General features: G+C 71.6%; 13 protein-coding genes. 6 read left to right on the top strand and 7 right to left on the bottom strand.

The features are described 5' to 3' along the window. Positions 1 to 13 precede the first annotated feature (13 nt). From JMJ56_RS11480 to JMJ56_RS11460, 5 genes are all read right to left on the bottom strand, one after another. Positions 14 to 874: an HpcH/HpaI aldolase/citrate lyase family protein gene (locus tag JMJ56_RS11480; protein ID WP_236037648.1), complete on the bottom strand. Its 861-nt coding sequence runs from the start codon at positions 872 to 874 to the stop codon at positions 14 to 16. A 74-nt stretch (positions 875 to 948) separates the two neighbouring features. Then, positions 949 to 2,142, bottom strand: a complete 1,194-nt coding sequence (locus JMJ56_RS11475; protein WP_202831734.1) for a CaiB/BaiF CoA transferase family protein — start codon at positions 2,140 to 2,142, stop codon at positions 949 to 951. Next, positions 2,139 to 2,993 (bottom strand): hypothetical protein, encoded by an 855-nt coding sequence (locus JMJ56_RS11470; RefSeq protein WP_202831733.1) that lies wholly within the window; start codon positions 2,991 to 2,993, stop codon positions 2,139 to 2,141. The genes JMJ56_RS11475 and JMJ56_RS11470 overlap by 4 nt, the downstream gene beginning before the upstream one ends. A gap of 9 nt (positions 2,994 to 3,002) precedes the next feature. Continuing rightward, positions 3,003 to 3,980: a Bug family tripartite tricarboxylate transporter substrate binding protein gene (locus JMJ56_RS11465; RefSeq protein WP_202831732.1), complete on the bottom strand. Its 978-nt coding sequence runs from the start codon at positions 3,978 to 3,980 to the stop codon at positions 3,003 to 3,005. Next, entirely contained in the window at positions 3,977 to 5,128 is a 1,152-nt protein-coding gene (locus tag JMJ56_RS11460) for an aminotransferase class V-fold PLP-dependent enzyme (RefSeq protein ID WP_202831731.1), read from the bottom strand. The genes JMJ56_RS11465 and JMJ56_RS11460 overlap by 4 nt, the downstream gene beginning before the upstream one ends. Before the next feature lie 75 nt (positions 5,129 to 5,203). Between JMJ56_RS11460 and JMJ56_RS11455 the strand changes: the two genes are divergently transcribed. Then, on the top strand, positions 5,204 to 6,769 hold the full coding sequence (locus JMJ56_RS11455) for an FAD-dependent monooxygenase (protein ID WP_202831730.1): 1,566 nt from the start codon (positions 5,204 to 5,206) through the stop codon (positions 6,767 to 6,769). Then, complete coding sequence (locus JMJ56_RS11450; RefSeq protein ID WP_202831729.1) at positions 6,766 to 6,945, top strand: hypothetical protein; 180 nt, start codon at positions 6,766 to 6,768, stop codon at positions 6,943 to 6,945. Before JMJ56_RS11455 ends, JMJ56_RS11450 begins: the two co-directional genes overlap by 4 nt. 54 nt (positions 6,946 to 6,999) lie before the next feature. Here the strand turns inward: JMJ56_RS11450 and rpmB are convergent, their stop codons facing one another. Next, a complete protein-coding gene (gene rpmB, locus JMJ56_RS11445; protein ID WP_202831728.1) occupies positions 7,000 to 7,302 on the bottom strand; it encodes a 50S ribosomal protein L28 in 303 nt (100 codons plus the stop codon). A gap of 144 nt (positions 7,303 to 7,446) precedes the next feature. Between rpmB and JMJ56_RS11440 the strand changes: the two genes are divergently transcribed. Genes JMJ56_RS11440 through JMJ56_RS11425 form a run of 4 tightly spaced genes read left to right on the top strand, consistent with a single transcriptional unit; the run spans position 7,447 to position 11,148 of the window. Then, on the top strand, positions 7,447 to 8,199 hold the full coding sequence (locus JMJ56_RS11440; protein ID WP_202831727.1) for an SDR family NAD(P)-dependent oxidoreductase: 753 nt from the start codon (positions 7,447 to 7,449) through the stop codon (positions 8,197 to 8,199). An 18-nt stretch (positions 8,200 to 8,217) separates the two neighbouring features. Next, positions 8,218 to 9,726: an amidohydrolase family protein gene (locus tag JMJ56_RS11435; protein ID WP_202831726.1), complete on the top strand. Its 1,509-nt coding sequence runs from the start codon at positions 8,218 to 8,220 to the stop codon at positions 9,724 to 9,726. Positions 9,727 to 9,760: 34 nt separating this feature from the next. Next, positions 9,761 to 10,123: a nuclear transport factor 2 family protein gene (locus tag JMJ56_RS11430; RefSeq protein ID WP_202831725.1), complete on the top strand. Its 363-nt coding sequence runs from the start codon at positions 9,761 to 9,763 to the stop codon at positions 10,121 to 10,123. Positions 10,124 to 10,167: 44 nt separating this feature from the next. Further along, the gene (locus JMJ56_RS11425) at positions 10,168 to 11,148 is read left to right on the top strand and encodes a Bug family tripartite tricarboxylate transporter substrate binding protein (RefSeq protein ID WP_202831724.1); all 981 of its coding nucleotides are present in this window, start codon (positions 10,168 to 10,170) and stop codon (positions 11,146 to 11,148) included. A 21-nt stretch (positions 11,149 to 11,169) separates the two neighbouring features. Here the strand turns inward: JMJ56_RS11425 and JMJ56_RS11420 are convergent, their stop codons facing one another. Next, entirely contained in the window at positions 11,170 to 11,982 is an 813-nt protein-coding gene (locus tag JMJ56_RS11420; protein WP_202831723.1) for a calcium-binding protein, read from the bottom strand. Between the last annotated feature and the right edge of the window lie 231 nt (positions 11,983 to 12,213).

Genomic DNA, 12,213 nt, shown 5'->3' with positions numbered 1-12,213 from the left:
CGCCCCGCCGGCATCAGCGGGCGCGGGCGAGGAGGCGGCGGGCGCGTTCCACGACGGGCAGGTCGATCATCGCGCCCTCGAATGCGACGGCCCCCTGCCCGGCCGCGAGCGCCTCCTCGAAGGCGGCGATGAGGCGCCGGGCGCGGTCGGCCTCGGCGGGGGCGACGCCGTATTCCTCGTTGATGATCGGCACATGCGCCGGGTGGATGCAGGCGGTGCAGGCGAAGCCGAGCTTCCGCGAACGTTGCAGGCTGGCGCGGTAGCCCTCGAGGTCGCGGAAATCGGCGAAGGCGCCGATGGAGCCGAGGGGGAGGATGCCGGCACCGCGCGCCGCCGCCACCACCATCATGCCGAAGGGGTAGAGCATGTCGGCGCCGGGCACGGCCTCCAGCTCGGTCGAGAGATCCTCGGAGCCGAGGCCGAGCGCTGCCATGCGCGGATCGGCGAGCGCGATGGCGGCGAGATTCGGCAGGGCCTGCGGCGTCTCGACGATGCCGATGAAGCGGGTATGGCCGAGGGGCATGCCGAGCGCGGCCTCGCGCGTGGCGACCACTTCGGAGAGCAGGCGGATATGCTCGGGCCCCATCACCTTGGGCAGCATCAGCGCCGAGACCTCGGGCCGGATGGCGGCGGCGATGTCGGGCACGGCGAGGTCGAGGGCTCGGTTGATGCGAACGGCGAGCGCCTGGCCCTCGGCATGCAGCGCGGCGGCGGCGGCGGGGAGCGCGGCGCGGGCGGCCTCCTTCTCGGGCGGCGGGATGCTGTCCTCGAGGTCGAGGATGATCACGTCGGCACCACGGGTATGGGCGCGGGCGACGAAGCGCTCGGCGGTGGCGGGGACGAAGAGCAGGGAGCGCCAGTTCGGCAGGGTCATCGAAAGGTCCTTGTGTTGAGCGGGCCGATTCAACCCTGCGCGCCCCTCAGCGCTCCGGCCATCGGACCGCATCCTCAGGCGGCGGCGCCGGATTGCAGCATGGCGTCGATCTCGGCCGCGGAGTAGCCGGCTTCGGCCAGCACCTCCCGCGTCTGGGCGCCGAGGCGGGGAGCGGGCCGCGTCGCCTCGCGCATGCCGCCACGGAAGGTGACGGGGGTGCGGGTACGGCGGATGCGGCCCTCGGTCGGGTGGTCGTCATCCTGCCAGAAGCCGACATCGCCGAGATGCGGGTCCTCGAGCAGGTCGTCGATGGAGTTGTAGCGGGCGGCGGGGACATCGGCCGCGGCGAAGATCGTGAGCCATTCCGCCGTCGTCTTTTGCGCCAGCGCCTCGACCTGGAGGGTGAAGTAGTCGGCGGCGTTCTGCGTGCGGGTGATGGGCGTAGCGAAGCGCGGGTCGGTCTTCAGCTCGGGGCGGCCGATGGCGTCGAAGAAGGCGAAGGCCTGGCGGTTGTCGTTCGGGCGGATGGTGATGAAGCCGTCCCGCGTCGGCAGCGGGCGGTAGTCGGGCGAGAGCAGGCGGGCATCGCCGCTCGGGCCCTCGGGCGGGTCGAAGGTGGCGGCGCCGAGGTGCTCCGAGGCGACGAAGCTCGCCATGGTCTCGAACATCGGCACCTCGATGGCCTCGCCGATGCCGGTCTTCTCGCGTCGGTAGAGGGCGAAGCCGATGCTCTGGGCGGCGACGAGGCCGGTGATGTGGTCGGTCATCACCATGGGCACGAAGCGCGGCTCGCCGATGGCGCGCTCGAAGGTGCCGGCGACGCCCGAGAGGGACTGGATGATTGGGTCGTAGGCCGGGCGGTTGGCGTAGCGGCCATCCGTGCCGAAGGCGACGATGCCGCAATGGATCAGGCGCGGGTTCGAGGGTGCGAGCGAGGCGTGGTCGAGCCCGGCGCGGGCCAGCGCCGCGGGACGGACATTGGAGACGAAGACATCGGCCTCAGCGATCAGGCGCCGCAGCGCGGCGAGGCCCTCGGGCTGCTTGATGTCGAGGACGATGCTGCGCTTGTTGCGGTTGAAGTTGATGAACTTGCCCGACATGGCGGGCGAGCGGCTGCCGGCGGCGAGGTAGCGGAGGATGTCGCCGCCCGGCGCCTCCACCTTGATGACCTCGGCGCCCTGGTCGCCGAGGGTGCGGGTGCAGATCGGGCCGACGACGACGGTGGTGAGATCGACGACCTTGATGCCCCCGAGCGGCCCGCCGCTCACGCCGCGAACTCGCAGTCGAGCTGGCCGCAAAGATTGCCGTCGCGGTCCTGCACCCAGGTCGCCGTCTTGCCGCCATCCGGCGCGCGGCCGCAGAGGGTGATGATGTCGCCGACATAGATCGGCCGCGTCAGCCGGGCGGTGAAGCCGGCGAGGCGGCCGGGCATATGCGCGACGGCGGCGTCGAGCAGGAGCTGCATGGTCAGCCCGCCATTCTGCACGGTGGCGGGGTAGCCCTCCTCGCCGCGGGCATAGTCGGCGTCGTAGTGGATGCGGTGCGCGTTCCAGGTCAGCGCCGAGTAGCGGAAGACCAGCGGCGAGGAGAGGTGCCGCTCGACCCGCCAGGCGGCATCCGTCGGCGCCGGGTTGGGTGGCGCGACGGGGCTCGCCTCGCCGGGCTTCGGCGCCTCGCGGTAGACGGCATCGAACTCCTCCTCGACGACGACCTGTCCGCCGACGCGATAGGTGTGGCGCATGGTGAGCACGGTGATGAAGCCGGTGCGCGCCTGCTTCGGGACGATGGCGGCGACTTCCGCGGTGCGCTCGGCCATGTCGCCGATGCGGAGCGTGCCGGGGATCGTCACGCGCCGGCCGGCGCCCATGCGGCGGGGCAGCGGGATGGGCGGCAGGACGACGCCGGGATTGGGGTGCCCGTCCGTGCCGATATCGGACTGGCGCGACGCCTCGTTGCAGAAGAAGCCGAACCAGTGGGGCGGCAGGGCCTCGCCCTGGCGGAAGCCGGCGGGATCCATGTCGAGCATGGCGGCGATGCGGCGGACGGTGCCGAGCGAGATATCCTCCTCGACGACGCGGCGGCGGCCGACCCAGGCTTGCAGCTCCTTGCTCAGCTCCATCGGGGAATCCTATTCGGCGGTAAGGTTGAGGCGGCGGATCAGCGGCGCCCAGCGCTCGGCATCGGCGCGGCAGCGCTCGGCGAATTGCGCCGGGGTGTTGGGCGGGGCGGCATCGGCGCCGACCCTGGCATAGGCGGCGCGCACCGTCTCGTCACGGAGAGCATCGTTCAGCGCCTCGCTCAGCCGCTGCACCGCCTCGGGCGGGGCGCCGCTCGGGACGGCGAGGCCGAAATAGGCATCCGCCTCGAAGCCCGGGATGGTCTCGGCGATGGCGGGCACGCCGGGCCACTCGGGCCGGCGTGCCGGCGTGGTCAGCGCCACCGGGCGAACGGAGGGCGTGCCGCGCACCGCCTCGCCCTCCGGCAGGCCAAGGGCCCGGCAATGGATGCGGCCGGCGAGCAGGTCGGCCATGGCCTGGGTGCTCTGGCGATAGGGGACGTGGACCATCTCGAGCCCAAGCCGGGCGCCGAGATCCTCCATGATGAGGTGGGTGATGGCGCCGACGCTGGCTGAGGCATAGGTGAAGCGGCCGGGATTGGCGCGGATCCAGCCGGCCACCTCGGCGAAGCCCTGGCCGGGGATGGCGGTGTGCACCAGCAGCATGTTGGCGGTGGTGCAGAACAGGCCGACCGGGGTGAAGTCCCGCATCCCGTCATAGGTGAGGTTGCGGTAGAGCAACGCGTTCAGCCCGCTGGTGGTCCCGCCGCCGGCTACCAGCACCGTATAGCCGTCTGGCGCCGCGCGGGCGACGGTCTCGGCCGCGAGGTTGCCGTTGCCGCCCGGGCGGTTGTCGGCCAGCACCGGCTGGCCGAGCCGGGCCGAAAGCGCCTCCGCCGTCACCCGGCTGACGATGTCGGTCTGGCCGCCGCCGCCGAAGGGCACGACGAGGCGGACCGGGCGGTCGGGCCAGGCGGCGCGGGCGAGGCCCGGGGCCAGGGAGGGTGCGGCGAGGCCGAGGGCGAGCAGGCCGCGCCGACCGGGCCTCACGGCCGCCACTCGGCCCGGAGCGCTTCCATGATGCGGTCCAGATCGGCCATGGCGTTGTAGCCGTGGAAGCTGAAGCGGATACGGCCACGGCCATTCCAGGCCCAAACGCCGCGCTGCACCAGCGCCTCGGTCAGCGCGGCGGCGCCGGGGCTGGCGATGCAGACGCTGGCGCCGTGGCGGGCGGGGTCGCGCGGGGTGGTGCTCGGGATGCCGGCCGCCTCCAGCCGGTCGAGCAGCGCCGTCGTCAGGCGCTGGACATGGGCCTGCGCCGCGCCGGGCGGGAAGCCGGCGAGGTAGTCGAGCGCCTCGGCCAGCACATAGACGGCGCCATGGGCGGGGTTGCCGCGGGAGAAGCGCATGGCATCCGGCAGCAGCCTGAGGCCGGCGGCGTAGTCGGGACGGCCCATGTCGTCGATCGAGTGCCAGCCGGCGGTGCTCGGCGCCCAGTCCGGCTGGCGGGCGCGGTTCCAGTAGGCGATGGCGGTGCCGGTCATGCCGAGCAGCCATTTGTAGCTGGCGGCGAAGGCGAAGTCGGCGAGGCGCGGGTCGATCGGCAGGTAGCCGGCCGCCTGGGTGTGGTCGACGACAAGCATGGCGCCGACGGCGTCCGCCACGCGTCGCAGCGCGGCGAGGTCGTAGCGCTCGCCGGTCAGGTAGGAGACGTGGGAGACGGCGATCATCCGCGTCCGCTCGGTCACCGTGGCGGCAAGCGCCGCGGCGTCGCTGGCGCGGGCGTAGCGGATGGCGATGTGCGGGTGGCGCTGGAGCGCGACCGGGGCGACGAGGGAAGGATACTCGTCGGGATCGACGACGATGTTGTCGCCCGGCCGCCAGTCGAGGCTCTCGACCAGCATCGACATGCCCTCGGCGACATTGGCGACGAGGCCGATGTCACCGCGCTCCACGCCCCAGGCGGCGGCGGCGAGGCTGCGGGCGCGCATCACCTCGGCATCCTGGGCGTGGCGGCCATGGGGGCCGCGGCTCTTGTCGGCAGCGTAGCGGGCCAGCGCCGCATCATGGCGGTGGAGGAAGGCGGTCTCGCCTCCGGCGCAGACATGGGTGATGCCGGCTGGGATGCGGAAATCCCGCGGGTCGAAAAGCGGCGCGGCGCTGGCCGCGGGGCGCACGGCCTCCGCTACGCTGGACATGGCTTGGTTCCTCCCGGATTGCGGCGGATGATAGGCCGATGCCGGGTTTCGGCAAGCCAAGGGGGCGAAGGCGGCATGGGGCTGGACCAAGCGGTCTATGAGGACCTGCCCCGATTTCCCTACCGGCCGGTGAGCGGGCCGCAGCGGGTGCCGGTGGCGGTGCTGGGGGCCGGGCCGGTGGGGCTGGCGCTGGCCGCGGGGCTGGCGCGGCATGGGGTGCGCTGCGTCGTCGTCGAGCCGCGCGGGGCGGTGAGCTTCGGCAGCCGGGCGATCTGCATCAGCCGGCGGTCGCTCGAGATCCTCGAGGGCTTTGGCGTCGCGGCGCCGCTGCTGCGGGCCGGGCTGCCCTGGCGCCGGGGGCGGAGCTTCTGGCGGCGGCACCAGGTGCTGGAATTCGAGATGCCGGACGGGCCGGAGCAGCGGCATCCGCCGATGCTCAACCTGCAGCAGTGCTTCACCGAGCAGTTGCTGGTCGATGCCCTGGCGGAGCGGCCCGAGGTGGAGATCCGCTGGCACAGCCGGATGCTGGGGTTGGTGCAGGGCGATGAGGGCGTCACGCTCCGGATCGGGACGCCGGAGGGGAAATACGACCTCGCGGCCGATTGGGTGGTCGCAGCGGATGGGGCGCGGAGCCCGGCGAGGGCAGCGCTCGGCCTGTCCCTCCAGGGGAACTCCTATGAAGGGCGGTACCTGATCGCGGATATCCGGCTGAGGTCGGGAAGTCCGACGGAGCGGCGGGCCTGGTTCGACCCGCCTTCCAATCCCGGCTCCACCCTGCTGATGCACCGGCAGCCGGGGGATATCTGGCGGATCGACTACCAGCTCGGCGAGGTGGAGGATGCCGCGGCGGCGCAGCGCGAGGAGGCCGTCAGGGCGCGCATCGACGCGCATCTGGCGGCGATCGGCGAGCCAGCCGAGTATGATCTGGTGCTGATCAGCCTCTACCGGGCGCATTGCCTGACGCTCGACGCCTACCGGCACGGGCGGGTGCTGTTCGCGGGCGATGCGGCGCATCTGGTGCCGATATTCGGCGTGCGGGGGCTCAATTCGGGTTTCGACGATGCCGGGAACCTGGCCTGGAAGCTGGCCGCCGTGCTGCACGGCGAGGGAGGCGAGGCGCTGCTCGACAGCTATTCCGAGGAACGGGTGTACGCGGCGCGGGAGAACATCCGGGCGGCGCGGAAATCGACGCTGTTCATGACGCCGCCGACGCGGGGGCATGCGCTGATGCGGGAGGCGGCGCTGAGCCTCGCCGTCTCGCAGGATTTCGCCAAGGGATTGGTCAACCCGCGGCAGAGCAGCGCCATCGCCTTCCCCCGCTCGCCCCTGCAGACGCCGCAGCAGGGGGTCTGGACGGCGGGGCCCGCGGTCGGGGCGACGCTGCCGAGCCTGCCGATGGGTGCGGGGCATGTGCAGGCGATGATCGGCCCCTGCCCTGCCGTCCTCGCAGCCGGCGAGATCGAGGTGCCGCAGGGGGTGAGGCTGGTGGCGATCGAGGAGCCGCGGGTACTGGCGGGGCTCGGCCTGGCGCGGCCGGGAGCGGGCTATCTCGTCCGGCCGGACGGGCATGTCGCCTGGCGCTGGCAGGATTGGGATGCGGCCGGGCTCGCTGCGGCGCTCGGGCGGATGATGGGGCGATGAGCGAGGAGGCGATGACCGAGCGGCTCTGGGAGCAGCTCGCCGAGGCCATCGCCGCGGCGGGGCCGGAGCGGGAGGCGCTGTTCTTGGCGAAGCTTGCCCTGCTGCTGGGGCGGGAGCTCGGCGATACGGAGCGCGTGGCGGCGGCGATCGGGGTGGCGCTCAAGGATCTCGACTGACGCAAAAAAGCCGGGCTCTCGCCCGGCTTCCTCGTCACCGCACTGGCAGGCGGCTCAGGCGGCGGCGGCGGCCTTCTTCGCCTGGGCGCGGATGATGCGGCGCTTCAGCACCTGCGCCTCTTCCGGCAGGCGGCGGTTCGGCGTGCCGAGCAGGAAGGCGTCGAGGCCGCCATTGTGCTCGATGGTGCGGATGCCGTTGGTCGTCAGGCGCAGCTGGATGCTGGTGGCCAGCACGTCCGAGAAGAAGGACGTCTCCTGCAGGTTGGGCAGGAAGCGACGCCGCGTCTTGTTGTTGGCGTGGCTGACGTTGTTACCCGTCAGGACGCCCTTGCCGGTGATGCCGCAGCGGCGGGCCATGATGCAAAATCCCAAGCGTAGGGGCGCGCAGGACGGACCCCGCGCGCGGTGGTGTGGAAGGTGGGGCGATATGCCCCGCGCCGGGGGTGGCGTCAAGGCCGCGGTTGCGCAAGGCTGCCCGAAAGACCAGGGAAAGGAAGTCCGATGCGCCTTGCCAACAAGATCGCCCTCGTCACGGGGGCTGCCTCCGGCATGGGGGCGGCGACGGCGCGGCTGATGGCCGCCGAGGGGGCGAAGGTCGCCGTCGCCGACATGCTGGAGACGGAGGGCGAGGCCGTCGCCGCCGGGATCGCGGCGGCGGGCGGGACGGCTCGGTTCATCCGCCTCGACGTGGCGGAGGAGACGGACTGGGAGGCGGCCCTTGCCACCGTCACCGGGGCATGGGGCGGGCTCGACATCCTGGTCAACAATGCCGGCATCTCGGGCAGCGCGACCAACGACCTCTACGACACCGGCCTCTGGGACCGGATCATGGCCGTCAACGCCCGCGGCACCTTCCTCGGGGTGAAGCATGGGGTGGCGGCGATGCGGCGGCGGGGCGGCGGCTCCATCGTCAACCTCTCCTCCATCTCGGGGAATGTGGGGCAGGAGCGCATCCATTGCGCCTACAACGCCTCGAAGGCCGCCGTGCGGCTGCTGACCAAGTCGGTGGCGGTGCAGGAAGGCGCGGCGAAGATCCGGGTCAACACAATCCATCCCGGGCTCATGCCGCCGATGCGGACCTCCGGCGCAACGGCCGATCCGGTGTTCAGGGCGAAGATGCTGGGGCATGTGCCGCTCGGGCGCTCGGGGGAGGTCGACGAGGTGGCGCGGGCCATCCTGTTCCTCGCTTCGGACGAGTCCTCCTACGTCACCGGGGCCGAGCTGCATGTGGATGGCGGATACCTGGCATCCTAGCGTCGACAGGGGGACAGGATGGCCAACAGCGAAAAGGGATTCCTGCTGGTCCGCGGCGCGCTGCTGGCCGACCCGGCGCGGCGGCGGGGCGTGCCGGCGGATGTGCTGATCGAGGACGGGGTGATCCGCGCCGTCGGCACCGGCCTCGCGGCGCCGGAGGGCGCAGCGGTCTTCGATGCCGCGGGGCTGCTGATGCATCCCGGCCTCGTCAACGCCCATACCCATGGCCATAGCGGCCTCTCCAAGGGGATGGGCGACCGGTGGACGCTGGAGCTGCTGCTCGCCGCCTCGCCCTGGATCGGCGGCGGGCGGAGCGTCGAGGACAAGAAGCTCACTACGTTGATCTGCGCCGCCGAGATGGTGGCGAAGGGCTGCACCGCGGTCTATGACCTCTACTACGAATTCTCCCTGCCCTCCCGCGACGGGCTGGATGCGGCCGCGGCGGCCTATGCCGAGGCCGGGATGCGCGCGGTGATCGCGCCGATGGTCGCCGACCGGACACTGTATGAGGCGATCCCCGGGCTGATGGACGCGCTGCCGGAGGCCTTGCAGGGCCAGGTGGCGCGGCTCCGGACGATGCCGGCCGAGCAGACGCTTGGCGCCATCGGCGAGGTGCTGCGGCATTGGCGCTGGTCGGGGCAGGACATCCGCGCTGCCGTCGCGCCGACGATCCCGCTGCATTGCGCCGATGAGTTCCTGTGTGGTTGCGCCCGGCTGGCACGCGAGCATGGCGTCGGCCTGCACAGCCATGTCGGCGAGAGCAAGGTGCAGGCAGTGGTGGGCCGGCAGAGATACGGGAAGACGCTGGTGGCGCATCTCGATGCGCTCGGGCTGCTGGGGCCGGACTTCACCGCGGCACATGGCGTCTGGATGGATGACGACGACCTGCGGCGGATGGCCGATCGCGGCGCCTCCATCGCGCACAACCCGGGCAGCAACATGCGGCTCGGCAACGGCATGTTCCCGCTGCGGCGGGCGCTCGATGCCGGCTGCAACGTCGGCATCGGCACCGACGGGGCGAGCAGCGCCGACAACCAGAACATGTACGAGGCGATGCGCTACGCCTCCATGCTCTCCAAGGTGCAGACGCCCGACCCGCGCTTCTGGGCGAGTTCCGACGAGGTCTACCGGGCGGCGACGGTCGGCTCGGCGCGGGCGCTGGGCTTCAAGGACCTCGGCCTGATCGCGCCGGGCTACAAGGCGGATATCGTCTTCCTCGACCTCGGCAGCATCAACTGGGTGCCGCATCACTGGTCCACCAACCAGATCGTGCACAGCGAGGATGGCGGCGGGGTGCGGCACGTGATGACGGGTGGGCGCTTCATCTTCCGCAACGGGCGGCATGTGGGGATCGACCTGGCGAGGCTGGCGCGGGAGGCGGAGGCGGCGCGGGAGAGGCTCGAGGCGCTGAATGCCGAATGGCACGATCTGTATGCCAAGCTGGAGCCGGTGGTGGCGAGCTTCTGCCCGGCCATCGCGGCGCAGCCCTATCATGCGAGGCGCTATCTCTGCGACGCGCCGGGCTGATAACCTTGCCCGATCCGAACGGGAGGGGTGGGGCATGGACACGCAAGCCGTCGCGGCGGAATTCGCCGCACTCTGCAAGGCCGGGCGGTTCGAGGAGGCGGGCGAGCGCTTCTGGGCGGAGGAGATCGTCAGCATCGAGCCGATGCCGGGCGAGATGGCTGTTCTGCACGGGCGCGCTGCGGTGCAGGGCAAGGGCGAGTGGTGGTACGCCAACCATGAGATCCACAGCGCCGAAACCCATGGCCCCTACGTGAACGGGGACCAGTTCGCGCTCCGCTTCCACCTCGACGTCACCCGGAAGGCCTCCGGTCAGCGGATGCAGATGGAGGAGATCGGCCTCTACACGGTCCGCGAGGGCAAGGTGGTGGAGGAGCGTTTCCTGTTCCGCATGGGCTGAGGGGCTGGCACGGCATTGGCATGGAGAAGGGAAAACCTGCCTGGATGACCGCGATGCCCCTCCCCCGCCGTGCCCTGCTTGCCCTGCCCGCCCTGCTCGGTGGGCCGGCTGCCCTTGCGCAACCCGCCTGGCCGGAGCGGCCGATCCGCTGGGTGGTGAATTTCCCGCCCGGCGGGGCGGCGGATACGCTTTCGCGCATCCTCGCGGAGCAGATCGGCAGCGGGCTCGGCCAGCCCATCGTCGTCGAGAACCGACCGGGCGCGGGCGGCATGGTGGGGGCGGAAATCCTCTCCAGGGCGCGGGGCGATGCGCATCTGGTGATGATGTCGAGCGCGGCATCGCACGGGATCGGGCCGGTGCTTTACCCGGCCGTCCCCTATGACCCGGTGGCGGATTTCACCCATGTCGCGCTGGTCGGCACCTTCCCGAGCGTGCTCGTCGTCAATCCGGGCGTGCCGGCGCAGAGCCTCGGCGAGTTCCTGGCCCTGGCACGCGGGCGGCCGGGCGGGCTCGCCTTCGGCACCGGCGGCAACGGCACGATGAACCACCTGACCGGCGTGCTGCTCGCCCGTGCCGCCGGGGTGGAGCTGACGCATGTGCCCTATCGCGGCTCCGCCCCGGCGCTGGCGGATGCGATGGGCGGGCAGATCCCGGCGGTGATGGAGAGCCTGCCGATCGCCCTGCCGCATCTCCGCGCCGGGCGGCTGCGCGCGCTCGGCACCAGCGAGGCGGTGCGGGATGCCGCGCTGCCGGAGGTGCCGAGCTTCGCCGAGGCCGGCTTCCCTGCCGTCCAGAGCACCAACTGGTTCGGCTTCTCGATGACGGCCGGGCTGCCGCCTGCCGTCACCGGGCGCTGGCAGGCGGCGATCGAAGGGGCGCTGGCGGATACGCGCGTCAGGGAGCGTTTCGCCGGCCTCGGTGTGCTCCCGGGGCAGATGGGGCCGGCGGAGTATGCCGCGCTCGTCACCGGTGAGCTGGCACGGTGGCGGCAGGTGATCCAGGAGGCGGGGGTGAAGCCCGACTGAGCCGCTCCCCGCCGCCCGTGGTCAGAGAATGAAGTCGCTGGCCTGCAGGACGTGGTGGCCGGCCAGTTCGATCTCGTAGGTGGTCGGCGGCGGGGCATAGGCGAAGGGCACGTAGAACTGCACGACGGTGTGGTCGCCCTCGGTCACGGTGCGGACCTGCATCGCGTCGTCGCCGGTGAAATCCTTGCCGCCGAGGAAGACCGGCGCCTTCGTCCCGTCGGTCCAGTTGGCAAAGGCGTGCAGGTCGATCCGGTCCTGGCCCGGGCGGAAGTCGAGGATCTCGTCGCGTGTCGCGGCATCGGTGCCGGTATCGGAGGCGAAGACGCCGGGGGCCGAGCGGAAGGCGAATTGGAAGACGTCCTGGCCCCGGCCGCCGGCCATCTCGTCGCGGCCGAGATTGCCGATCAGGACATCATTCCCGCTGCCGCCGAACAGCGTGTCATTGCCGCCCTCGCCGTCGATGCGGTCCTGTCCTGCGCCGCCGTCGAGCAGGTCGCCGAGGTCGCGCGCCGCGGTGATGGAGCCGCCTGCCCCGCTGGAGGCGAAGACGCCGGCACCGTCGATGCTGTCGTCGCCGCCACCACCATGCACCGTGTCGGCCTGGTAGCCGGCGAAGATGGTGTCGTTGCCGAGGCCGGCGAAGATCAGGTTTTTGCCAGGCCCGGCCAGGGGGTTGCCGAAGCCGCCTTCGGGGCCGTTGCCGTAGATCAGGTCACTGCCGCCGCCGGCCAGGATGGTGTCGTTGCCGGCCAGCCCGTCCAGCGTCTCGGCCCGGAAGGAGCCGAGGAGGTAGTCAGCGCGGCTGGTTCCGGAAATTGGTGTGGGTCGCGACATGGTAAAATCCTCCGACGGCCGGGCGGGCAGGGTCTTCGCCGGTACTGCCACCGGCCGCCGGGGTGTTGAAGCATGCCAGTACATGCTTAGAAAATCACGGTCGTCAGATAGATATTTCCGGATAAATCATTCTGGATACATCGTCCGTATTGATCCGGCCCTGCCGCTGCGTTCGTTACGATGCCGGGCCGCATGGCAACCCGTGGCAGGGCCGCCCGTTCGGCGGGGACG

The organism is Belnapia arida (assembly GCF_016773205.1).
GTDB lineage: Bacteria > Pseudomonadota > Alphaproteobacteria > Acetobacterales > Acetobacteraceae > Belnapia > Belnapia arida.
The sequence above is the reverse complement of the archived record's forward strand: the minus strand, read 5'-3'. Positions and strand labels throughout refer to the sequence as shown.

What these genes read in the sequence shown, in the direction of transcription:
- JMJ56_RS11480 (WP_236037648.1), bottom strand. Translation starts at nt 874, where the DNA reads ATGACCCTGCCGAACTGGCGCTCCCTGCTCTTCGTCCCCGCCACCGCC.
- JMJ56_RS11470 (WP_202831733.1), bottom strand. Translation starts at nt 2,993, where the DNA reads ATGGAGCTGAGCAAGGAGCTGCAAGCCTGGGTCGGCCGCCGCCGCGTC.
- JMJ56_RS11460 (WP_202831731.1), bottom strand. Translation starts at nt 5,128, where the DNA reads ATGTCCAGCGTAGCGGAGGCCGTGCGCCCCGCGGCCAGCGCCGCGCCG.
- JMJ56_RS11455 (WP_202831730.1), top strand. Translation starts at nt 5,204, where the DNA reads ATGGGGCTGGACCAAGCGGTCTATGAGGACCTGCCCCGATTTCCCTAC.
- JMJ56_RS11450 (WP_202831729.1), top strand. Translation starts at nt 6,766, where the DNA reads ATGAGCGAGGAGGCGATGACCGAGCGGCTCTGGGAGCAGCTCGCCGAG.
- rpmB (WP_202831728.1), bottom strand. Translation starts at nt 7,302, where the DNA reads ATGGCCCGCCGCTGCGGCATCACCGGCAAGGGCGTCCTGACGGGTAAC.
- JMJ56_RS11440 (WP_202831727.1), top strand. Translation starts at nt 7,447, where the DNA reads ATGCGCCTTGCCAACAAGATCGCCCTCGTCACGGGGGCTGCCTCCGGC.
- JMJ56_RS11435 (WP_202831726.1), top strand. Translation starts at nt 8,218, where the DNA reads ATGGCCAACAGCGAAAAGGGATTCCTGCTGGTCCGCGGCGCGCTGCTG.
- JMJ56_RS11430 (WP_202831725.1), top strand. Translation starts at nt 9,761, where the DNA reads ATGGACACGCAAGCCGTCGCGGCGGAATTCGCCGCACTCTGCAAGGCC.
- JMJ56_RS11425 (WP_202831724.1), top strand. Translation starts at nt 10,168, where the DNA reads ATGACCGCGATGCCCCTCCCCCGCCGTGCCCTGCTTGCCCTGCCCGCC.
- JMJ56_RS11420 (WP_202831723.1), bottom strand. Translation starts at nt 11,982, where the DNA reads ATGTCGCGACCCACACCAATTTCCGGAACCAGCCGCGCTGACTACCTC.